Raw genomic sequence first — 21,801 nt, 5'->3', positions numbered from 1 at the left:
TCGGTACATTTCTACATTGTTATATATTAATTAGTCTACATCTTTATTTAAGAACCTGTTTTCTCTGATCTGCATGGAACCGTTGTTATCAGACAGGTATGTATTGATATTCTGGTCCGATGCGTTGTTTCCGTCGATCGAAATATTTTTTCTTTTGAAAGCAGGAACAGATTCAAATTCACTGGTGCTGTCAAAGCTTTGATAGCGGGAGTTGAATTCTTTTAATTTATTTCTTCTTTCGATAACTCTTTCCTGATCGATCGTTTTATTCACAAAAGTGAATTCTGATTCTTCAGTTTTCGGAGTTTCAGTTTTGTTTTCAAAAGCTGGTCTTGTTTCAGCCTTAGGCTCTTCCTGTTTCTGATAGAATGTTTCAATCTTTTGAGCTGGTTCAGCTACAGCAGCGTTTGTTGGGGCATTAAATTCTGCTTTTGGCTGTCCGAAATCCGTATTCGGTTCGTTTCTGACAGGCTCATTTACAAAGAAACTGAATTCAACAGGTTTTTCCTCTGAAAAAGAGCTTGTAAGGGGAGCTCCGGATTGTGGCTCATCTTTTTTATTTTCAAAATCAAATGAGAAAGACTGGATCTCAAGATCGTTAGGATCATCATGCTCCTCATCAATGGAAAATAAGCTGTATTCTTCTTCTCCGCCTTCTTCATTTCTCCAGTTCTGTTCAGGAGTATTGACCGTATCTTCTTCTTTATCAAAGAATTTTATTTCAGTTCTTGGCTGTTCTTCTTCAATGATCATTTTTTTTTCAGTAGACTTCACATTGAAAGAGATGTCGTGGTCTTCGTCATCCAGCCTGAAAAGGTTTTTTCCTCCAAAATCGTGTGTCGTTTCTGTTGCAGATTCTCTTTCTTCTCTTGTTTTGAAAGGAGAATTTTTCGGAGCTTCGAAACTGTCATTAAGACTGATTCTGATTTTCTCTGTAGGACCAGCAAATTTTTTATTATCGTTAGAGAATCCTGTAGCAATAACAAGGACGCTTACCGCATCTCCCAATTCTTCATCAGCACCTACCCCGAAAATAATATCCGCGGTATTCCCGGCCTCTTTCTGGATATGGTCCATGATCACACCGATTTCATCCATGGTAACTTCTTCAGCACCGCTTCTGATCAATAAAAGAACGTTTTTCGCTCCTGTGATCTTATTGTCGTTCAGCAATGGAGAGTCTAATGCCTTTCTTACTGCTTCTTCCGCTTTATTTTCACCTGAAGCAATCCCTGTAGACATCAATGCCGTACCTGAATTCTGAAGTACAGATTTAGCATCTCTGAAGTCAATGTTTACATCAAAGTAACCTGTAATAACTTCTGCCATCCCTTTTGCAGCATTGGTTAATACTTCATCGGCTTTTGAGAATCCCTGCTTGAATCCAAGATTTCCGAACTGCTGTCTCAGTTTATCATTGTTGATCACGATCAGCGAGTCAACATTGTTTCTTAGTTTATCAAGCCCGTTTTCTGCCTGCTCCAATCTTCTTTTTCCTTCAAAACTGAAAGGGACGGTAACAATACCTACCGTCAGAATTCCCATGTCTTTTGCTACTTTAGCAATGACAGGAGCAGCTCCGGTACCTGTACCACCACCCATTCCGGCAGTGATGAACACCATTTTTGTGTTCTGGCCCATAGCGGCTTTGATATCTTCAATACTTTCAATGGCTGATTTCTCACCAACTTCAGGATCGGCACCTGCTCCAAGACCTTCTGTGATAGAAGTTCCCAGCTGAACTTTATTGGCTACCGGGTTATTATCTAAAGTCTGGGCATCTGTATTACAGATCACGAAATCAACGCCGTGAATACCTTTCTCGTACATGTGCTTCAGAGCGTTGTTTCCGCCACCCCCTACACCGATTACTTTTATAATGGATGAATTTCCTTTTGGTAAATCAAATGAAAATCCTTGTGAACCTATATTTTCCATAACTATACTTTTTACAATTATAATTGGTCATTGATTAATGATAATGAATAAGGAAAAGATCGTTTATCGCTTATCACTCATCATTTATAATTTACTCTACTTCTTCAAAGAATTTTTTTACTTTTTCCATCAGCGACTGCCCGAAGGTTAATTTCGCTTTTCTGTTCTCCTGTCTTTCATTTTCAACAGAATGCTGCTCCATGACCGGAGCGGCCTGCTGAACAGGTTGAACGGTTTCTGTCTGTGCTGCAGCAACTTCCGGTTTTGGCTGTTCAGTGACAACTTCTGTTACTTCATCAATACTCTGCTTTTTGTCCCTGATCTTCAAGCTTTCCATCAGCAATCCGATAGATGTAGCAAATTCAGGGCCTTTCAGATACTGATTTTTATCGTTGGCGATATATTCATTCGCAAAACCGATTCTGCTGTCAAAACCTGTAGTATAATTGGCCAGCTGACGAAGGTGTTTTAAATTTGAACCCCCGCCGGTAAGCACGATTCCTGCAATAAGCTTTTTCTTTTGTTCAAAAGCGCCATATGCTTTCAACTCGGTATTTACCATTTCAAGAACTTCTTCTACTCTTGCATTGATGATCTGGGCAAGCGTTTTTAAAGAAATTTCTTTGTCCGGTCTTCCGTGAAGCCCCGGAATTGTTACAAAAGTACTGTCTTTTTCCAATTCGGGAACAGCCGAACCAAATTTTACTTTCAGTTGTTCTGCATGTTTCTCTATGATGGAGCAGCCTTCTTTGATATCTTCGGTAATAATTCCGCCTCCGTATGGAATCACGCAGGTATGACGGATGATATTATCTTTGAAGATCGCGATATCGGTTGTACCACCACCAATGTCAACAATCGCCACACCGGCTTCTTTTTCTTCTTTTGTAAGGACAGCTTCTGAAGAGGCCAATGGTTCTAAAGTAAGGGCTTCCATTTCTAATCCGGCTTCACGAACGCATCTTGCAATGTTTCTGATGCTACCCATCTGGCCCACTACAACGTGGAAGTTGGCTTCTAAACGCTTACCATGCATTCCGACAGGTTCCTGAATCTCCCCCTCGGAATCCACTTTATATTCTTGAGGAAGTACGTGGATAATTTCTTCTCCGGGAAGCATAACCAGCTTTTTTACCTGATCTTTTAATGCTTCGATGTCGTCGTCTGTAATAAATTTATCAGGATGTTCACGCATAATATAATCGGAGTGCTGCAGAGAACGGATGTGTTTTCCTGCAATACCTACCGTGACTTTGCGGATAGGAACTCCGGCACTGGATTGTGCTTCGGATACTGCAGCCTTGATTGAATTAATGGTCTGCGAAATATTATTCACAATACCTTTATGAACACCAAGACTTTTAGCTTTTCCTACACCGAGAACTTCTATTTTCCCGTGTGCATTCCTTCTTCCGACAATCGCGACTATCTTCGTTGTCCCGATGTCCAGACCTACTGAATACTCTTGATTTTCCATTTTATATCGATTTGATTTTTTCTACTTTTCCCTTTTTTTCTATAAGGATATTCTCCTATTTGTGTATAAATGTCCTTTCGGATTTATTCTATTTTTACTTTTGGCTTAGACTTGGTCTGTGCCTTGACGGGGGGCTTTTTTTCTGCTTTTTTCGTTTCTTTTGTATGGTTTTTCGGTTTTGTACTCTCTTGCGGTTTTGCCGTGTTTGAGCTGGCTTTTTTTGATTCCGTTGTTTTGGGCTTAACCTCCGTCTTTTTGGCTGCAGCTGCGGTAGGCGCTTTTGCCAGTTCCATTTTTCCTGCTTTTAAAATACTGTCATTTTCTTTAAAATACGGGTTTAAAGTGGTGACAATCTGATTCTGGTATTTCACAGAAACCATGCTGTACTTCTGAGGATCCTGATATACCAGGTATTTCTCCACAAAGGTTTTGAATCCTTTTACTTTAAAATCAATATTATCAAGATCTCCGATTTCTACTCTGTAGTTCCCTTCACTTGTAAGCAGGCTGTAGCTGTCTTTATTTTTTGAGATTCCGATAAAATATTTCTTGCTGAAATCATCTTTGTCAATCTTTTCTACCAGCTCCGCCAGCTTTTCATATTCATCCGGCTGTACATTTCCTGTGACCAGCATACAAGGATGCGAATAGGTTCTTGAGATCGGGAATTCAACACCTTTTTCATCCACATAAAAGTCTTTTCCATCTTTATTCAATCTGAAAACCGGGACTCTCTGTTTGATATCCAGGTTCAGTTTTCCGTTCAGGTTCAGATAAACATTGGCACTGTCTACTGCCGGTAAAGAGTTGATCTTTTTTTCTAAAGCAGGGATATTAAGATCTCCAACTTTTCCTGACGGGTTTTCTTTTTTTACAATCTCCCTGATGTCTTTTTCATCCACAAAATACACCGGCGTTTTTTCGCTCATCTTTACAGAAATCTTATTGTCCGTAATCTGCTCACGGCTGAATCTCCTCAATGAGAAGCTCAGTAAAAATCCTAAGATAATTACAGTGACAACAATTTTTAATATTCTGTATTTATTTTTCATATTTTTTGTACAATGTAAAAAGTACAGTGTACCTTATATATTTTTCTTAATTATTTTTTCACCGCAATACATTGTACATCTTACATTGTACTTTGTACAGCACTTATCCATTCACAAATAGGATCATACAGGGTGTCTATATTTCCTGCCCCTACCGTAAGGAGGATATCAAAATCTTTTTCTTTTATTTTTTCAAAAGCATCGGATAAAGCCGATACCTCTTTTTTATCTAATGTTACTTTTTCCAACAGCCAGTCTGAAGTAATTCCTTCAAAATTTTCCTGCAGTTCTCTTGCAGGATAAATATCAAGAAGGATAAGTTCATCTGCCTTGCTTAAGCTTTCCGCAAAGCCGTCTGCGAAATCTCGTGTTCTGCTGAAAAGATGAGGCTGGAAGGCTACCAGAAGTTTTTTATCAGGATAAAATGTTCTGATTGAGCTCATTACAGCATTGATTTCTGTAGGATGGTGAGCATAATCATCAATATAAATTTTACCGTTCTGATAAATATGTTTGGTATATCTTCTTTTAATTCCCTTAAAATTGGCAATTGCTTTTTTCAGCGTATCAAAATCTGCGCCTAAATTATGCAGAATAGCCAGTGCTGCAGTAGCATTTTCCACATTATGAATTCCCGGAATTTCCCAGACAAAATCTTTTACTGTTTCAGTTGGGGTATGGAAATCAAAATAAATTTTATCATGATCCATACGCAGGTTGTCTGAGTAATAATCTGCAGGCTCATTGACTGCATAAGTCTGATGTCCTCTGCCGATTTCCAATCCTTTTCTTACAAAAAGCTGTTTATCCTGAGGGACTAAAGCGGCAAACTGTCTGAATCCTTCTTCAATGTGGTTCTTATCTCCATAGATATCCAGGTGGTCGGCGTCTGTAGAGGTAACCACTGCCCAGTCCGGAGAAAGGTTCAGGAAGCTTCTGTCATATTCGTCGGCTTCAACTACAGAATAAGTAGAACCATTGTACAGGAAGTTGGATTTAAAGTTTTCAGAAATGCCCCCTAAAAAACATGAGAAAGGAAGGTTTGCTTCTTTGCATAAATGAGCAACAAGGGTAGACGTTGTTGTCTTCCCGTGGGTTCCTGCAATGGCAATACAGTCTGTATTTTCTGTAATTAATCCCAGGACTTTGGCTCTTTTTAAAACTTCAAACTGATTTTGGTTGAAGTAATCCAATATGCCAAGTGTTTTGATGGCCGGAGTATAGATCACCAATGTATCTTCTTTCTGAAGGGAAGCTATCCTTTCATCAATGAGGTCTTCAAAAACAATATCAATGCCTTCATTCATCAGGTTCCGGGTAAGTTTGGTATTGGTTTTATCATATCCCAATACTTTTTTCCCGGAAGCGTTGAAATAACGTGCCAGTGCGCTCATTCCGATCCCTCCGATCCCGACGAAGTAAAAAGTCTGATATGTTTGTAAAATGTTCATTCTCTTGTTTTGTATTATTGTATTCATGTATAATGTATTCATGAGTTTTTTGTCATTCATACATTTTACAATGGTACTTTTTACAGTTTATTAAATATTTCATCCACAATCTCTTTTGCCGCATTTGGCTTGGCAAAATATTTCAGATTGTCAGACATTTCTTTTCTTATATTTTCATTTTCGCAGATTTCTGATAATGTATTCCAGAACTTTTCCTGCATTTCAGGGTCTTTTACCATTCTGGCCGCGTTCTTTTCTACCAGATTCATGGCATTTTTGGTTTGATGGTCTTCCGCGGCAAAAGGGAAAGGCACCAAAAGTACCGGTTTCTGTGCTACAGCCAGCTCTGAAATGGCAATAGCTCCGGCTCTGGAAACGATGATATCAGCTGCAGAATAAGCCAGTTCCATGTCTTTAATAAATTCTTTCAAATGAATTGAAGCCGGAAGCTGAAGACTGGTTGACAATTCGTTGTAATCCAGCTTTCCTGTTTGCCAAATTAACTGATACCCTTTTTCTTTCAGATTTTCAAGGTTATTTTTCCAGGCATTATTCAATGTTCTGGATCCTAAAGAACCTCCTACTGAAAGAATGGTAAGTTTGTCTTTATCCAGTCCCATTTTCTCTTTTGCCTGAGCGGTTTCCTGCATTCCTGAAATAATAGCTGAACGAATCGGATTTCCCAGAAATTTTATTTTCTCTGTGGGAAAGCCGTCTACTTTCGGATAAGCCGTGAAGACCGCTTTAGCTTTCTTGCTGAGGATTTTATTGGTAACCCCTGCGTGGGCATTCTGTTCCTGAATGAAAATCGGAATTCCCATTTTACTGGCTTCATAAAGAGCGGGGCCGCTGGCAAACCCTCCTGTTCCTACAGCAAAGTCAGGAGCGAAGTTTTTGATAATCCTTTTAGATTTGGACAAGCTTTTCAAAATCTTGAAAGGGAGTCCCAGGTTGGACAGCAGATTTCCTCTATTGATTCCGGCAATATCAATTCCCTCAATTTTATAGCCTGCCTGAGGAACTTTTTCCATTTCCATTTTCCCGTTGGCACCAATGAACAAAAACTCTGCATCAGGAAATCTTTTTCTGATCTCATCAGCAATAGCGATGGCCGGGAAGATATGTCCTCCGGTTCCTCCGCCCGATAATAATATTCTTAATTTTTTGTCCATTTTAAGCGATATCGTTTATTTCTGCTATACTTTGTTTTTTGCCCATTCCTTCTTCGTCATAAATCTGGATCCTTGAGCTTATATTTAAAATAATACCTAACTGTAAATAGGTTACCAGCATTGAGGTTCCCCCATAACTGATCAATGGCAGCGGCTGTCCTGTTACAGGGATCAGATTTACCGCAACAGCTATGTTTACCGATAGCTGAATAAAGATCATTACCCCGAGACTGAGCACGAGCAACGATCCGAAAAATGCCGGCATCTTGCTGGCAATCATGACGATCCTTATTATCATAATGAGGTACAAGCTGATCAGAAAAGCTGCACCGATAACTCCATATTCTTCTACAATAACCGCGAAAATAAAGTCGGAAGCAGATTGCGGAAGCATTTGTTTCAATGCACTTTTTCCTGGTCCCATTCCGGTAATTCCGCCATGTACGATGGCTGCTTTGGCCTGCATTACCTGGTAATTTTTCGCTTTTATGCTTTCATCATCCACATCGGCTGTTTTGGCTTTGCTGGATGTAAATGTTTCAATACGGCTCATCCATGTGTGGACACGGTTGCCTCCGATCAGATTAGTGTTCAGAGCAATCAGAAGAAAGAATACGATGGCTACAAATGATGCGGAAATAAATCCTGCAATGTATTTCCAGTGAAGCTGTCCTATCACAAGAACAATCACAGAAACCATTAAAATCATTAACGCCGTGGAACCGTTATCTTTAGCTACTAAAACAAAAACAAGCAGGATAGGGCCGAAGATATACATTATATTCTCTATCGGAAGCCTTTCTCTTGTAATTTTTTTGGTTAAATATCTGCACAGATAGATAATTAACATTAAAAAAGCAAATGATGAAGGCTGGAAGGAGATCGGTGTTCCGGGAATTTTCAGCCATCTGGAAGCACTGGCTCCGTCAATGGTCTGTCCTGTAAACATCGTAACCACTAATAGGACAATCATCAGGCCGAGCAGGATGCTGCTGAGCTTTCCGATGTATTCATATTTTACGGTTCCTACCAGTCTCATAATACCTAAACCTAAGACTACAAAGAACATATGTTTGATAACGTGGCCTGTTGTGGTTCCGTTATTAACAATGTATTCGAGATTTGAACTCGCAGAGTATACAGGGAAAATAGAGAAGATGGAGATCACAAGGATGACCATCCAAAGTACTTTATCGCCCTTTAGAAATTCAAATCTGCTTTCTGTGTTCTGTTCGTCCATAATTATTGTATTCATGTACTGATGTAAAATGTATTGATGAAATTGATGATCATTAATACGTTAATACATTAATACTTTTACATTTTTACTTTAATACCTGTTGTTTAAACTGGCGTCCTCTGTCTTCGTAGCTTTTGAACAAGTCAAAGCTTGCACAGCATGGAGACAGTAAAACGGTATCACCTTTTTTAGCCAGTGATTTTGAAATTCTCACTGCTTCTTCCATACTTGAAGTGTCATAAATAAATTCTTTTTTATCTTTAAAGAAATCTATGATCTTCCTGTTGTCAACTCCAAGGCAGACAATTGCCTTTACTTTTCTTTTGACTAAATCCTCAATTTCAGTGTAGTCATTTCCTTTATCCAACCCGCCAACAATCCATACGGTTGGTGTTTTCATGCTTTCCAACGCATAATAAGTAGCATTTACGTTGGTTGCTTTGCTGTCATTGATGTATTTTACGCCCTCAATTTCAGTAACAAACTCCAGTCTGTGTTCAACTGCCTGAAAGGTCATCAATGAATGTCTGATGCTTTCATTGTTGATTTCCAGGATCTTACCGGCAATTGATGCCGCCAGGCTATTGGCCACATTATGGTTTCCTAACAAAGACAATTCATCAACTTTCATTGAGAATTCGTCTTTCATTTTTACCACAATTTCATCTTCATTCACAAAACCTCCTTCCGGTAATTTCTCTTTTGTTGAGAAAGGAATCATCTTGGCCTTTATTTCAAGCTTTTCAAGGAGATTTTTACTCATTTCATCATCTTTGTTATAGATGAAGAAATTATCATTTTCCTGATTTTCAGTGATTCTGAATTTTGCCAGTGCATACTCTTCATAGTTGTAGTTGTACTGGTCCAGGTGATCCTGGGACAGATTCAGCAATAAAGAGATATAAGGTCTGAAATTCTGAATGTCATCCAGCTGGAAAGAGCTTACTTCCAGTACATAATACTCATGGTTTTCATCTGCAACCTGCTTGGCAAAGCTATAGCCGATATTTCCTCCTAAACCTACATTTAATCCGTCATTTTTAAGGATGTAATAGATCAGGGAAGTTGTAGTTGTTTTTCCGTTGCTTCCGGTAATGGCAATTATTTTTGCATCTGTAAATTCAGAAGCAAATTCAATTTCAGAGGAAAGTCTGATTCCTTTTTCATGAATTTTATTAATAATTTCTGCCTTTTTCGGAATCCCCGGGCTTTTTACGATCCAGTCAGCATTTAAAATTCTTTCCTCGTCGTGATTTCCTTCTTCAAATTCAATTTCATTCTCGGTAAGGAACTGCTTATAGTTATCCTTAATGGCTCCTTTATCTGAAAGAAATACTTCCAGACCTTTCTTTTTAGCCAAATAAGCAGCGCCGCATCCGCTTTCTCCACCTCCTAAAACAACTATTTTCATATTTATTCTTTTGTAAAATGTAAAATGTAAAACGTACAATGTATCTGGTGTCTTTTTACATTAATACTTTTTACTTTTTACAAAATTTATCTCATTTTTAATGTGATCAGACATACAATAGCCAATATTACTCCGATGATGATCATTCTGTTCACGATTTTGCTTTCGTGGAATCCTTCTTTCTGATAATGATGGTGTAATGGTGACATCTTGAAGAGTCTGTTATTTTGAGCATATTCCAGCCCGTATTTTCTTTTTCTGTATTTGAAAACAACTACCTGAAGCATTACAGACAGGTTTTCAATTAAGAATATTCCGCATAATACCGGAATCAATAATTCTTTTCTTAAAATAATGGCTAAAACGGCAATGACTCCTCCCAACATCAAACTTCCCGTATCCCCCATGAAAACCTGTGCAGGATAGGTATTGTACCAGAAAAAACCAATTACAGCACCTACCATTGCCACGGTAAAGATGGTGGTTTCCCCCATGTTCGGCAGGAACATAATATTGAGGTAATCTGCAAAGATGATGTTCCCGGAAAGGTAAGCGAAAAGAGCCAGTGTGAGCAGGATAATAGTACTTGTCCCTGCGGCAAGGCCATCAATTCCGTCTGTGATGTTGGCTCCGTTCGAAACGGCTGTTACAATGAAGATTACGATAGGAATAAAGACAACCCATGCCCACTCATGGGCATCTTTGTCATTCATCCAAAATAAAATTCCGCTGTAGTCGAATTCATTATTTTTTGCAAAAGGAACGGTGGAAACGGTAATTTTTTCTGTAGGCATAAAGTTTTGCTCTACGTTGTTTCTGTTGACCACCTTAGCATCTGCGTATTTTCTTTTAACGGTAATGTCCGGGTGAAAATACATTGTAATTCCGACAATTAATCCTAATCCGACCTGGCCTACAATTTTAAATTTACCACTTAAGCCGTCTTTATTTTTTTTAATTTTCTTTAAATAATCATCAAGGAAACCAATTGCTCCCATCCATAACATTGAAACCAGCAGCAGGACAATATAAACATTGGTAATCCTTGTAAACAGCAATACCGGAATAATGGTTGCCAGAATAATGATAAGCCCTCCCATGGTAGGAGTTCCTTCTTTCTGTTTCTGCCCATCCAGTCCAAGATCACGTACCAATTCACCCATTTGTTTTGTTCTCAGGTAATTAATAACTCTTTTTCCGTAGACAAGAGCAATAATCAGAGAGAATAATACAGCCATTCCGGCACGGAAGGAAATGTATTTCAGCATTCCTAATCCCGGAACGTGAATTCCATGGTTGGTTAGATATTCGTATAGATAGTATAGCATAGTTTCAATTGTTAATAAATAATCATTGATAATTGATGAGCGTTACGTACCAATTATCATTTGTAATTTACTTGCTCATTAATTTCCAGAGCTCATTAATTACTTCTTTGTCATCAAAATGATGTTTCACACCATTGATCTCCTGATAGGTTTCGTGGCCTTTCCCGGCAACCAAAACGATATCTTTGGGCTCTGCAAATTTTATCGCCATTTTTATGGCTTCTTTTCTGTCCGGGATTGAAGTGTATTTGCTGAAGTTCTGAGGTTCCACGCCTGCTTCAATTTCTTTGATGATCTGTGCCGGATCTTCCGTTCTCGGATTGTCTGAAGTGATGATTGCCAAGGTTGATTTTTTAGTGGCAATATTTCCCATCTCAGGTCTTTTGGAATGATCTCTGTCTCCTCCGCAGCCGAACACGGTGATTAATCTTTCATTTTTCGTTCTGATATCGTTGATGCTGTCCAGGATGTTTTCCAATGCATCCGGAGTATGTGCATAATCTACGATAAAGAAAATTCCTCCATCAGATTTGAGGGTTTCAAATCTTCCGGAAACTCTTTTTAACTTGCTGATAGCTTGAAGAATTTCATCCTGTTCAAAACCTAGTTCAGCAGCAATTCCAAAGACAAGAAGCAAGTTGTATACATTGAATTTCCCGGTTAATGTCGTCCAGAATTCTTTTCCGTTGAAGTTCAGCAGCATTCCGTTGAAATCCACTTCTAAAAGTTTTCCGTGATAATCTGCCATGGTTTTCAGGGCGTAAGACTTCTTTTTAGCCTTTGTATTCTGAAGCATGACATTGCCATTCTTATCATCCACATTGGTGATAGCAATAGCTGTATCTTCTAATTCGTCAAAGAATCTTTTTTTCGTTTTTAAATATTCTTCGAATGTTTTATGATAGTCTAAATGATCATGGGTAAGATTGGTGAAACCCGCTATTTTGAAATGGAGCCCTTCAATCCTGTTCTGGGCAATTCCGTGTGAGCTTACTTCCATGAAAGCAAATTCGCATCCTTTTTCTACGGCTTCAGCTAAAATCCTGTTGATGGTAATCACATCAGGCGTAGTGTGGGTTGCCGGTATAATTTCTTCACCGATTCTGATTTCAACAGTAGAAAGTAACGCAGCAGGATAGCCCAGGTTTTTAAAAACATCAAAAAGAAGGGTAGAAACAGAAGTTTTTCCATTGGTTCCTGTAACTCCTATCAGTTTGAGTTTCTGAGAAGGGTTCCCGTAAAAGTTAGAAGCAAGGTGTCCTAAGGCTTTAGAGGGATCTTTTACCAGGATATACGTTACATTTTCTGCCAATGTTTCAGAGAGTTCTTCGCAAACAATTGCTGCAGCTCCTTTTTCAATAGCGGATGCGATGAATGAGTGACCATCCACTACTGTTCCTCTTATTGCAACATAAAGAGACCCTTCTGTAACTTTTCTGCTGTCGATCACCAATTCAGTAACTTCACGGGTGTTATCTCCGTGAATTTCCAGTACTGGGATTCTGTTTACTAATTCTGTTATAATCATCTTTATCAATAAAGCTTTGCCTTATTTTGTTTTAAATTGCCTTTCCGGGCTTGTTTTTAATTCTGCAGAGATAAATAAATCCTCTGGTTTTTACTGATCGTTGTGCCTTCCAGAGGGAATTGTTCTTTAATTCTTCCTACTCCTTTATAGTCGACACGGTAGCCTAAGTTTTCCAATTGCGGGATTACGTTTTTTCCGATTAATCCTACTACGTTAGGCATCTGTTTATCGTTTACTGCTATTTTGACATTAGGTTCCACCATTTTGCTCAGGTTTACCTTTTTGTCTACCAGCATTTCTTTTTCAATATTCTGAGGCGTCTTCAGGAATGTTTTTCCCGCAATTTCTTTAAACACCGGTGCTGAAACAGAACCTCCGTAAAACCCTTTTGCCGTATTCGGTTCACTGATCATTACATAACAGGTGTATTTGGGTGCGTCTGCCGGATAAAAGCCTGCGAATGATGCGCGGTACTTCATAGGGCCGGGCAGCCAGTACTCAAACCTTGCAGTTCCTGTTTTCCCTGCCATTTTCAGGTTAGGTGTAAAAATGCTTCGTCCTGTTCCTTTTTCTACAGCTTTGGTTAAAGCACTGGTCATCATTTTAATGGCTTTTTCAGAGGCCATTTTGTTGACCATTACCTCCGGTTTTGCCTGATACATCACTTTGCCGTCTTTCATGATTTTATCAATGAATAGAGGCTTAAGCATTTTCCCTCCGTTCGCTACCCCATTATAAAATGTTGTCAATTGAAGCAGGTTGATATTGGAAGAATACCCGTACGAAATGGAGGCAAGGGTTGCTGCGTTCCATCTTTTGTTTTCCGGAGTAACAATTTTTGGTTTTGTAATACCGGGAAGTTCGATGTCCATTTTGTCGAATAATTTCCAGCGTTTCAGGTGATCAAGGAAAATCTGTGGTTTATCCGCATAATATTTTGTGATCAGCTTCGAAGTTCCTACGTTGCTTGATTTGGCTAAAACATCACTGATATCATATGTTCCTCCGCCATGGCCGTCAGAGATTCTCTGCTTTGCATACACCCATACTCCGTTTCCTACATTTACCGTTGTGTTTTCATCAATAAATCCGTCATCCATTGCTGCCAGCAGGGAAATGGTTTTAAAGGTAGATCCGGGTTCAATATTATCTTTCAGGGCATAGTTGTAAGAGTCTTCGTATTCTCCTGATTCCGTTCTTCTTAAATTAACAAGAGCACGTACTTTTCCGGTTTCAACTTCCATCACGATAACGGTACCGTGTTTTGCTTCAAAATTAATTAACTGCTTCTCAAGAGCTGAGTGCGCAATATCCTGAATTCTAAGGTCTAAAGTGGTATAAACATCTTCACCATCTACAGGTTCCTGAACTTTCCAGAAATCAATCGGTTTCCACTGGGAAGAGTTGATTCTTTGTTCCAGTCTTTTTCCGTCAGTACCTGTCAGATATTTTGAAAAAGCGCCTTCCAGTCCGGATTTAAGCTCGCCGTTATCCATACCGATGGTGCCGGCTCCGATTTCTGATGTCGCCAATTCTCTTTTATAGTTCCGGTCAACGATAAATCCTCCTTTATTTTTACCTCTTTTGAAGATCGGGAACTTTCTGATCCTGTCATACTGGTCAAAATCAAGCCCTTTTACCAAGGTGTAATACTGATTTTTCTTTTTCTTCTGTTCGTCAAACTTCTGTCTGAATTCACTTCTTGGTTTCCCGAACATTTTACTCAGGGAATCAGTCAGCGCTCCGATGTTATTGGAATACACCGTATCTTTCATCGTCTTGAAGTCAAGATAGATGTCATACCGCATCACAGTTGTGGCGAGAATAGAGCCGTCGGAAGCAAAAAGATTACCGCGGGCAGCTTTTAAAGTGGCTTCACGGTAGTTTTTATTGATGTAATCATCTTTAATTTCCTGGACATTGGTATTCTGAAGGATCACAATCCTTGCCAAGAACATAACAAACACGCACAAAGCTACCACTGCAAAGAGGTAGCCCCATCGTAACGTTTTTTTACGTTTATTGTCGTATTCATTTTGCTTTTGCATCTGTACTATCCAGTTTTATTAGCAATTTGTGAGGATGGTTTTCCAGGGTCATTAATGAATCCCGTGCTACCTCTTTCCCCAGCTCTGATTCCATTTTTACTTTGATCAGCTTACTTTGAGCGTAAGCATTTCTCGATTTATATTCTTCTGTTTCTTCCTTTAAGGCGTTTACAATTTTAATTTTTTTATTGACGAGATGGTTTGTATAAATCATGGCCATCATCAGAACAAACAGCAGGAGAAAATACTTGTAATGTATTTTGATCTCATCACGGTTCAGAAAGTTTCCTTTTATAATGTCTATAAAAGTGAGTCTTTTCTGGGGGCGATTTGTTGTTCTTTTTGCCAATTTATTATGTCAATTTGCTTTGCAGTGAATTTACTTCGTGTCAATAGTCAATTTATTTTGCGTAATGATTCACTATTGACGATTCATTCATTCACATTTTATACTTTAATTCCTGTTCTCATCTTGGCGCTTCTGGCTCTTGAGTTTTCTTCGATCTCTTTGTCATCAGGGATGATCGCTTTACTCTTGACCAATTCGAATGCCTTTTTATAATTTCCGTAGATATCTCTTTCCGGTTCTCCCTCGAACATTCCGTTTTTCAGGAATCTTTTCACCAGGCGGTCTTCCAGGGAATGGTAAGAAATAACGACTAATCTTCCTTCCGGTTTCAACACATTGTAAGCCTGAACCAGCATTTCTTTCAATACTTCAAGCTCCTGGTTCACCTCAATTCTTATCGCCTGAAAAAGCTGTGCATAGAATTTATTGACCTTGTGAGGAGGAATGTAGCTGAATAATTTTTTCAGATCTTCCGTAGTTTCTATACTTTTTGTTTTTCTGTGATGAACAATTTCTCTCGCCAGCTTTCTTGCTTCCCTTAATTCTCCATAGTGATAAAAAAGATCGGCAAGCTCTTCTTCTTCATATTCATTGATTACTCTTTTGGCATCAAGATTCTGCATCACATTCATTCTCATGTCCAATGGAGCATTGCTTCTTGTTGAAAAGCCTCTGTCTGCCTCATCAAACTGATGGGAAGACACCCCTAAGTCTGCCAGAACACCGTCTACCTGTGAAACACCATACATCAGCAATGAGTTTTCCAGGAATCTGAAATTCTGATTAACCAATGTAAAACGCGGATCATCAATTGTATTTTTAAGTGCATCCAGATCCTGATCAAAACTGAACAATCTTCCTTTATCGGAAAGCCGGCTCAGGATTTCTCTTGAATGGCCTCCTCCTCCAAAGGTGCAGTCCACGTATATTCCGTCAGGATTCGTCACCAAATCATCAACACTCTGCTTCAACAAAACGGGGTTATGATACATGCTTAATTGTGTTTTTTATTTAATACTATCAATTAATAATCTCTGCAGTTATTCTTCATCGAAAGAACCCATCACATCTTCAGCAAGGCTTGCAAAATCAGCTTCGTTGGTAGCAATCACCTTTTCGTAGGCATCCTTATCCCAAATCTCAAAGAGTTCTCCTGCACTGGTAATCACAATATCTTTCTGAAGATTTGCGAAAACCGTAAGGTCTTTGGAGATCTGTAGTCTTCCTGCATTATCCAGTTCCACTGTTTTTACTCCTGCCGTAAACATTCGTATGAAATCAGCATTCTTTTTTATGAACCTGTTCAGTTTATTAATTTTGCCCATCAGCTTGTCCCATGCATTCATAGGATAAACTTCCAGACAAGGTTGGAACACAGATCTTTTGACTACAAACGCCTTATCGTCGAAGTTTTCCATCTGTTTGATTAAAGATGAAGGAACTTTTAAGCGGCCTTTGTCGTCAATTTTACACTCATATGTCCCAATGAAATTTTTCATTTGGGACAAATTTATATAATAATTTCCAAAATTTCCCACTTTTTCCCACTTTTTGACTCAATGTTAATAAGTTTTATTAAAGATTGAATTTCAATAATGTAAAATACTGATATGAAGAGACTTGTTGAAAGTGTTATTTAGACCATAATAAAGCGGTTTTGAAAAAAAAAGTTAAAAAGGAGAATATTATATTATTTTTATCTTAAATTAGGATAATCAAAATTTTTTTGAGGTTTAATTTGTATTTTTGCAGGGCTTTATTAAGGCGTTTTATGATATTTAGTACAAAAAAAGAAAAGAAATATTCCTATATAGAAGCAGGAGAAGGACATCCATTAGTGCTGTTGCACGGGTTAATGGGTGGTTTGAGTAATTTCGATAAAATGGTAGATTTTTTTTCGGAAAAAGGGTTTAAGGTGTATGTGCCTCAGTTACCCATCTATGATCTGCCGGTACTCAATACGAATCTTACCACTATCGCAAAATATATTATCAAGTTTATAGAAAGTCATATTTCAGGACCTGTAACCATTGTTGGGAACTCAATGGGAGGCCATGTAGGACTTATTCTTACCCTGGCAAGACCTGATCTGGTAAAAAACCTGGTTCTTACAGGAAGCTCCGGATTGTATGAAAGAACTTTCGGAGACAGCTTTCCAAGGAAAAATGACCGTTCTTATATAAGAAAGAAAACGGAAGAAGTATTCTATGATCCAAAGATTGCAACAGAGGACCTTGTAGATGAAGTTTTTGGAGTGGTCAATGACAGAATGAAGGGAATAAAAACAGTAATGCTGGCAAGAAGTGCCATCAAACATAACATGCTGAATGACCTTCCGAAAATTATGACACCAACCTGTCTGATCTGGGGTAAACAGGATAATGTAACTCCGCCGGAAGTAGCAGAAGATATGCACAAGTTTATTCCTAATTCAGATTTGTTCTGGATAGATAAATGCGGTCATGCTGCCATGATGGAAAAGCCGGATGAGTTCAATGAAATCCTGTACAACTGGATAAAAGATAAAGTTTAAAAACATATAAATGACCATTAAGAGCTTTTCTTAATGGTTTATTTTTCTAAAATATATTCAAGAAATGATTATCAAGACAGCAGAGTTTGTAAAGAGTAGCGGAAAATGGCAGGAATGCCCTGAACCCAATATTCCCGAGTATGCTTTTATCGGAAGGTCAAATGTAGGAAAGTCATCACTGATCAATGCGATGATGAATCATAAAGATCTTGCCAAAACATCACAGACACCGGGAAAAACCCAGCTGATCAATCATTTTTTAGTGAATGAAAGCTGGTTTCTTACCGATTTACCCGGATATGGATATGCAAAGGTTTCAAAAGTACAGCGAAAGGATTTTGAAAAACTGATCACTAATTATATTCTGAACAGAAGAAACCTGGTGAATCTTTTTGTTCTGGTAGATGTAAGACATACCCCGCAGAAAATTGATCTGGAATTTATCCAGTGGTGTGGCGAAAGCGGAATACCATTCTCAATTGTGTTTACAAAAGCTGACAAGCTGAAACCGAATGCAGTGATCAAAAATGTTGAGGACTATAAGGCTGAGCTTCATAAAACGTGGGAAGATCTTCCTGAGTTGTATATTACCTCAGCAGAAAAGAAAGAAGGTGGCGATAAGATTCTTGATTTTATTCAAAAGACCAATGAGTTTTTAACCCATAATAATATAAGCTTCGATGAGTAATAGTAATATTGTCTGGAAGATCAAAACATTTGATGAGTTTACTGTTCCGGAGCTGTATGCGGTACTGAAAGCACGTATTGATGTTTTCGTTATTGAACAGAACTGCCCTTATCCTGATCTGGATAATTATGACCAGAAAGCAGTCCATATCTGGGCAGAAGAAGACGGGCAGGTTTTAGCCTACTGCCGTATTTTTGACAAAGGAATAAAGTATGATGAAACTTCTATTGGCAGAGTTCTTACCACTGAACTGGCAAGGGGAAAAAGTCTTGGAAAACAGTTGATTCAGTATGCGGTAGAAACCATAGAAAACCGTTTCCATACTTCTGAAATCAGAATTTCAGCACAGGATTATCTGTTAAAATTTTACAGCGGATTCGGATTTGTAGATACAGGAAATAAATATCTGGAAGATGATATTCCGCATACGGAAATGGTAAGAAAATAAAGAAAAAGCGAGGAAATGTATTCTTCGCTTTTTTTAATAGTTAAATATGTTGAGTGTGTTTTTATTTCCCTGAAATCGCTTTTAAGATAATGGGCTCCAGGTTGGAAGGCAGATCTGCAGATTTAATCTGATAATTTTTAATTTTCATTTCTTTGAACCATTTTTCCCAGTATTCTTTAATAACAGCTTCTTCGAAAGGGTTTCCTTTTTCCGGGTTAATTCCTAAAACGATAACTTCAAGGTTACTCAGATTTTCATTTGCTTTTACAAAACCATAGCCATTTTTTTCAATGGTATCTTTAAAACCGGATGTTGTCAGGTTATTGGCTTTTATAAGTTTGGTTGTTAAATAGGAGGTTCTGTATGAATTTTCATTTTTTTCTTCAAACTTGGTGTTTTGATGATACATATACCCGTCGGTTAAAATGAAAAGGATGTTTCTGCGATCATCTTTTATACAGTAATCTTTGACTTTGTTTTTAAAGAATTCCCAGATGTCGGACCCGACATATTTTCCATCTTTAATTGCTGAATTATAAATTTTTAAAGGTAACTCAGAATATTTTTTATCAACAGAATCAAAATAATTTCTTGGAGTATCTTTATTGAAAGAAACTTTTAATTCTTTGGTAAGCTCATTCATTTTAGGGTCTGAAGGTTCCGGATTGAAGAAAACCTGCATCTGATCGTCATAGGTGATGATTCTTTTTGATTTAATATGGTTTAAAAATCCTTTTTCAATGGCTTTGATATACTCTGTGTCCCGTTGATAATATTCCATTGTAGGATTTGGGTTTGTATTAGGATCAATTCTGTCGGATAAATCAATCAAAATGCTGACATTGATATTGTTTGGGTCAGCCACCGCAGAATCTATCTTTCCAGTGTTTGTTCCATCGTCTTTGTTTTTACAGCAAGAAGCCAAAGAAATGAACAATAATAAATAAAGTATCTTTTTCATAATCTGCGCGTTATAAAGATGATAAATACACTAAATTTTGGTTGTCGGAATTAGCGCCTACAGCTTCCAGGCTGGTATTGTAGGTGGCAATGCAGTCGTCAATCATTGTTTGTTTTTCCGTTCTCGACACTGCTATTTTTTCACCGATAAAAGTGATCCAGCCCTGCACGTATTCCGAGGCGTAAAGTTTGTAATCTTTGGTCGGAATAATTACGCCGTCAATAATATTCTGAAGCTCTTCGATTCTACCCCGGGTTTTGATAACAGTTTCTTTTATCATTCCGATGTTGGAAAGGATTTCTTCTATTTCTTTTTTTAAAATATTGACTTTATCCTGAAAGAATTCAATTCTCTTCAGCCTTATTTCCTGTTCATTTTTAATCTTATCTTTTTCACGGTGTTCTTTCATTACAAAGTCAAAGACCAATCCCCAAATAATGTATACAATGAATCCCGCGAAAATTATTCCCCAAAACTGAATTTTGGTAAAAGCAATTTTAATATCAAAGGGCGGAGATTCAAAAGTTTTGTTTAATTCATACAATTTTGACTCAATTTCGTAGGCTAAAATGCAGTCGAAAATAAATGTCACGATAAATAATAAACCAAGCTTGATATAGTTGGCTCTCGTTTTATTCTCCCAGAACATGTGAATCAAGTAACCCAATCCTAGGAATACAAAGGGAATCAGGGTGACAAATGCTCCTTCAATAACTCCTTCGTTCCATGCTTTGCTGAAAGCCTGTGCATCTAAAACACTTTGGATAATCGTACTTTTTGCATCAAAACTTTTAAAAAATGCCGAATAGGAAGTAGAGATATAGAATGTTCCTAAATATAAGGTGATGGGAATCAAAAGAAAAAGTCCGATCCAGAATTTTGCAGAAGCTCCTCTTGTCGCTTTTATATTATATTTTTCCGGGTTTCTGGGAAGATCAAGGATCTCAGCTTTTAATGTTTCAATGGTATGCTGATGATTCTCAATTTCAGTGCTCTTGCTTTGTAATTGTTCTTCTTTGGTCTCCTGTGAAACGAATAAAGCTTTGATTTCAGTTTCCCGGTTTTTCTGTTCGTTTACATAAGATTCTTTAAGATTTTTCTGCTTTTCAACCATTTCTTTTTCTTCATTCTGAAATTTTGAATAAACGGCATCCAAACATATAGATAGGGTCGAGTGATTTCCGTTGGTTCGCGAGCTGTCTCTGTAACCCGATTCGTGGTAGGTCCTTTTTCGGGTTTCTTCGAAAGATTCATCACCCGGAATGACATCACTTTCAGGAAGCTGTTCCTGCTGAGGTTCTATCGGAACGGATTTTAGTTTAAATAAATTTTTTATACTGGTGGTATCCATGATGATTAGTTTTTTAATTCATATAAAATTTCGCTTTTGTTCTTGCCGATTTTTATGGCTTCAATGAGGTAATCTACAATAGCTGTTGTATTTTCTTCCAGAAAACCAAACATCAGAACATACTTTTGCATGGCAGAGTATTCATTCGGAGAAACGACTCCATCAGCCCAGATCATGACAGTGAGATCATATAAATAATCTACTTTTTCTTCGATCGTTTGGGGTACCAATGACTTTAAATTGATCGGATTTAAAAGGATCTCATCTAAATTTTTTGATGAAATCCCTCTTTCTTCTGCACATTTGTAGAGCATTTTTAATTCTAAAGCACTGAAATCGTCATCACAGATTGCCATTTGATAGAGTCTTAGAAAATGGGCTTTGAGGCTTTCTGTTATTTGATTGTTTTCCATGATGGTTATTCTTGTTTTGTTTTTTTGGGATTAATAATTCTGTCTCTGGAAACAGTTCTTTGGTGTATAGGAGGCGGGTGCTCTGAGGTTTCTTCGACAGTTTCGTCTTCTTTTTTTGTGAGCTCTTTTCTTTCTATGAAGTTAATGAGTAAGAATAAAGCTCCTGTTATCGTATCTATCGGGATCCAAATGCTTTTCCGGTACAGATACATAGGAAAAACGGGATTGAAAAGAATCAGGATAACCAGAAAAATTATACTAAAATAGTGCTGCCCGGAACTCAACGTATTGTATAAAACCAGCAAGGCTCCAAGAGAAACAAGAATTCTGAGGAAAGTATAATATTCTATGGGAAGTCTGAAAATGCCGATGAAACAACATAACGCACAAAAGGTGAGAAATGGTTTCATAAT

20 protein-coding genes are annotated in these 21,801 nt (G+C 38.0%); 3 read left to right on the top strand and 17 right to left on the bottom strand.

Annotated features, from left to right (window positions below; translation table 11 throughout):
- Window positions 1–30: 30 nt before the first annotated feature.
- From ftsZ to mraZ, 13 genes are all read right to left on the bottom strand, one after another.
- A complete protein-coding gene (ftsZ, locus tag ACR1PO_RS08875; protein ID WP_433986538.1) occupies window positions 31–1,938 on the bottom strand; it encodes a cell division protein FtsZ in 1,908 nt (635 codons plus the stop codon).
- A gap of 91 nt (window positions 1,939–2,029) precedes the next feature.
- The gene (gene ftsA / locus ACR1PO_RS08870; RefSeq protein WP_433986537.1) at window positions 2,030–3,415 is read right to left on the bottom strand and encodes a cell division protein FtsA; all 1,386 of its coding nucleotides are present in this window, start codon (window positions 3,413–3,415) and stop codon (window positions 2,030–2,032) included.
- A gap of 83 nt (window positions 3,416–3,498) precedes the next feature.
- The gene (locus tag ACR1PO_RS08865) at window positions 3,499–4,467 is read right to left on the bottom strand and encodes a cell division protein FtsQ/DivIB (protein ID WP_433986536.1); all 969 of its coding nucleotides are present in this window, start codon (window positions 4,465–4,467) and stop codon (window positions 3,499–3,501) included.
- An 80-nt stretch (window positions 4,468–4,547) separates the two neighbouring features.
- Window positions 4,548–5,918 carry a UDP-N-acetylmuramate--L-alanine ligase gene (murC, locus tag ACR1PO_RS08860; protein WP_433986535.1) on the bottom strand — a complete coding sequence of 457 codons (1,371 nt, stop codon included), beginning with the start codon at window positions 5,916–5,918 and terminating at the stop codon, window positions 4,548–4,550.
- 80 nt (window positions 5,919–5,998) lie between these two features.
- Window positions 5,999–7,090: an undecaprenyldiphospho-muramoylpentapeptide beta-N-acetylglucosaminyltransferase gene (gene murG, locus ACR1PO_RS08855; RefSeq protein WP_433986534.1), complete on the bottom strand. Its 1,092-nt coding sequence runs from the start codon at window positions 7,088–7,090 to the stop codon at window positions 5,999–6,001.
- A gap of 1 nt (window position 7,091) precedes the next feature.
- Window positions 7,092–8,345 (bottom strand): FtsW/RodA/SpoVE family cell cycle protein, encoded by a 1,254-nt coding sequence (locus ACR1PO_RS08850; RefSeq protein WP_332388830.1) that lies wholly within the window; start codon window positions 8,343–8,345, stop codon window positions 7,092–7,094.
- A gap of 70 nt (window positions 8,346–8,415) precedes the next feature.
- Complete coding sequence (murD, locus tag ACR1PO_RS08845) at window positions 8,416–9,741, bottom strand: UDP-N-acetylmuramoyl-L-alanine--D-glutamate ligase (RefSeq protein WP_433986533.1); 1,326 nt, start codon at window positions 9,739–9,741, stop codon at window positions 8,416–8,418.
- A gap of 86 nt (window positions 9,742–9,827) precedes the next feature.
- A complete protein-coding gene (gene mraY, locus ACR1PO_RS08840; RefSeq protein WP_433986532.1) occupies window positions 9,828–11,069 on the bottom strand; it encodes a phospho-N-acetylmuramoyl-pentapeptide-transferase in 1,242 nt (413 codons plus the stop codon).
- A 67-nt stretch (window positions 11,070–11,136) separates the two neighbouring features.
- Window positions 11,137–12,597, bottom strand: coding sequence for a UDP-N-acetylmuramoyl-L-alanyl-D-glutamate--2,6-diaminopimelate ligase (locus ACR1PO_RS08835; protein ID WP_433986531.1), 1,461 nt, complete (start codon window positions 12,595–12,597; stop codon window positions 11,137–11,139).
- A gap of 56 nt (window positions 12,598–12,653) precedes the next feature.
- Window positions 12,654–14,645: a penicillin-binding transpeptidase domain-containing protein gene (locus ACR1PO_RS08830; RefSeq protein ID WP_332388831.1), complete on the bottom strand. Its 1,992-nt coding sequence runs from the start codon at window positions 14,643–14,645 to the stop codon at window positions 12,654–12,656.
- Window positions 14,629–14,994 (bottom strand): FtsL-like putative cell division protein, encoded by a 366-nt coding sequence (locus ACR1PO_RS08825; RefSeq protein WP_002981890.1) that lies wholly within the window; start codon window positions 14,992–14,994, stop codon window positions 14,629–14,631. The genes ACR1PO_RS08830 and ACR1PO_RS08825 overlap by 17 nt, the downstream gene beginning before the upstream one ends.
- Window positions 14,995–15,092: 98 nt before the next feature.
- A complete protein-coding gene (gene rsmH, locus ACR1PO_RS08820; RefSeq protein ID WP_131436731.1) occupies window positions 15,093–15,986 on the bottom strand; it encodes a 16S rRNA (cytosine(1402)-N(4))-methyltransferase RsmH in 894 nt (297 codons plus the stop codon).
- A gap of 48 nt (window positions 15,987–16,034) precedes the next feature.
- Complete coding sequence (gene mraZ, locus ACR1PO_RS08815) at window positions 16,035–16,493, bottom strand: division/cell wall cluster transcriptional repressor MraZ (RefSeq protein WP_041461948.1); 459 nt, start codon at window positions 16,491–16,493, stop codon at window positions 16,035–16,037.
- 272 nt (window positions 16,494–16,765) lie between these two features.
- Here mraZ and ACR1PO_RS08810 point away from each other — a divergent pair, with 272 nt between their 5' ends.
- The 3 genes from ACR1PO_RS08810 (at window position 16,766) to ACR1PO_RS08800 (ending at window position 18,663) form a co-directional block, all read left to right on the top strand.
- A complete protein-coding gene (locus ACR1PO_RS08810) occupies window positions 16,766–17,527 on the top strand; it encodes an alpha/beta fold hydrolase (protein ID WP_002981887.1) in 762 nt (253 codons plus the stop codon).
- A gap of 64 nt (window positions 17,528–17,591) precedes the next feature.
- Window positions 17,592–18,215, top strand: coding sequence for a ribosome biogenesis GTP-binding protein YihA/YsxC (gene yihA / locus ACR1PO_RS08805; RefSeq protein WP_131436727.1), 624 nt, complete (start codon window positions 17,592–17,594; stop codon window positions 18,213–18,215).
- Entirely contained in the window at window positions 18,208–18,663 is a 456-nt protein-coding gene (locus ACR1PO_RS08800; RefSeq protein WP_433986530.1) for a GNAT family N-acetyltransferase, read from the top strand. Before yihA ends, ACR1PO_RS08800 begins: the two co-directional genes overlap by 8 nt.
- 61 nt (window positions 18,664–18,724) lie before the next feature.
- Here the strand turns inward: ACR1PO_RS08800 and ACR1PO_RS08795 are convergent, their stop codons facing one another.
- The 4 genes from ACR1PO_RS08795 to ACR1PO_RS08780 are packed head-to-tail and all read right to left on the bottom strand — an operon-like array spanning window position 18,725 to window position 21,798.
- Window positions 18,725–19,624, bottom strand: a complete 900-nt coding sequence (locus ACR1PO_RS08795; RefSeq protein ID WP_332388835.1) for a hypothetical protein — start codon at window positions 19,622–19,624, stop codon at window positions 18,725–18,727.
- A 10-nt stretch (window positions 19,625–19,634) separates the two neighbouring features.
- The gene (locus ACR1PO_RS08790) at window positions 19,635–20,975 is read right to left on the bottom strand and encodes a beta-carotene 15,15'-monooxygenase (RefSeq protein WP_433986529.1); all 1,341 of its coding nucleotides are present in this window, start codon (window positions 20,973–20,975) and stop codon (window positions 19,635–19,637) included.
- A 5-nt stretch (window positions 20,976–20,980) separates the two neighbouring features.
- Window positions 20,981–21,388: a hypothetical protein gene (locus ACR1PO_RS08785; RefSeq protein WP_332388838.1), complete on the bottom strand. Its 408-nt coding sequence runs from the start codon at window positions 21,386–21,388 to the stop codon at window positions 20,981–20,983.
- Between the two features lie 5 nt (window positions 21,389–21,393).
- A complete protein-coding gene (locus ACR1PO_RS08780) occupies window positions 21,394–21,798 on the bottom strand; it encodes a DUF6804 family protein (protein WP_433986528.1) in 405 nt (134 codons plus the stop codon).
- Window positions 21,799–21,801 lie beyond the last annotated feature (3 nt).

This window comes from Chryseobacterium amylolyticum (assembly GCF_051011775.1).
Lineage (GTDB): Bacteria > Bacteroidota > Bacteroidia > Flavobacteriales > Weeksellaceae > Chryseobacterium.
Note: the sequence above shows the minus strand (reverse complement) of the source record. Positions and strands in the feature narration are given on the sequence as shown.

Bases quoted from the DNA above. Each gene is read 5' to 3' on its own strand.
- ftsZ (WP_433986538.1), bottom strand. From the start codon at position 1,938: ATGGAAAATATAGGTTCACAAGGATTTTCATTTGATTTACCAAAAGGA.
- ftsA (WP_433986537.1), bottom strand. From the start codon at position 3,415: ATGGAAAATCAAGAGTATTCAGTAGGTCTGGACATCGGGACAACGAAG.
- ACR1PO_RS08865 (WP_433986536.1), bottom strand. From the start codon at position 4,467: ATGAAAAATAAATACAGAATATTAAAAATTGTTGTCACTGTAATTATC.
- murC (WP_433986535.1), bottom strand. From the start codon at position 5,918: ATGAACATTTTACAAACATATCAGACTTTTTACTTCGTCGGGATCGGA.
- murG (WP_433986534.1), bottom strand. From the start codon at position 7,090: ATGGACAAAAAATTAAGAATATTATTATCGGGCGGAGGAACCGGAGGA.
- ACR1PO_RS08850 (WP_332388830.1), bottom strand. From the start codon at position 8,345: ATGAATACAATAATTATGGACGAACAGAACACAGAAAGCAGATTTGAA.
- murD (WP_433986533.1), bottom strand. From the start codon at position 9,741: ATGAAAATAGTTGTTTTAGGAGGTGGAGAAAGCGGATGCGGCGCTGCT.
- mraY (WP_433986532.1), bottom strand. From the start codon at position 11,069: ATGCTATACTATCTATACGAATATCTAACCAACCATGGAATTCACGTT.
- ACR1PO_RS08835 (WP_433986531.1), bottom strand. From the start codon at position 12,597: ATGATTATAACAGAATTAGTAAACAGAATCCCAGTACTGGAAATTCAC.
- ACR1PO_RS08830 (WP_332388831.1), bottom strand. From the start codon at position 14,645: ATGCAAAAGCAAAATGAATACGACAATAAACGTAAAAAAACGTTACGA.
- rsmH (WP_131436731.1), bottom strand. From the start codon at position 15,986: ATGTATCATAACCCCGTTTTGTTGAAGCAGAGTGTTGATGATTTGGTG.
- mraZ (WP_041461948.1), bottom strand. From the start codon at position 16,493: ATGAAAAATTTCATTGGGACATATGAGTGTAAAATTGACGACAAAGGC.
- ACR1PO_RS08810 (WP_002981887.1), top strand. From the start codon at position 16,766: ATGATATTTAGTACAAAAAAAGAAAAGAAATATTCCTATATAGAAGCA.
- yihA (WP_131436727.1), top strand. From the start codon at position 17,592: ATGATTATCAAGACAGCAGAGTTTGTAAAGAGTAGCGGAAAATGGCAG.
- ACR1PO_RS08800 (WP_433986530.1), top strand. From the start codon at position 18,208: ATGAGTAATAGTAATATTGTCTGGAAGATCAAAACATTTGATGAGTTT.
- ACR1PO_RS08795 (WP_332388835.1), bottom strand. From the start codon at position 19,624: ATGAAAAAGATACTTTATTTATTATTGTTCATTTCTTTGGCTTCTTGC.
- ACR1PO_RS08790 (WP_433986529.1), bottom strand. From the start codon at position 20,975: ATGGATACCACCAGTATAAAAAATTTATTTAAACTAAAATCCGTTCCG.
- ACR1PO_RS08785 (WP_332388838.1), bottom strand. From the start codon at position 21,388: ATGGAAAACAATCAAATAACAGAAAGCCTCAAAGCCCATTTTCTAAGA.
- ACR1PO_RS08780 (WP_433986528.1), bottom strand. From the start codon at position 21,798: ATGAAACCATTTCTCACCTTTTGTGCGTTATGTTGTTTCATCGGCATT.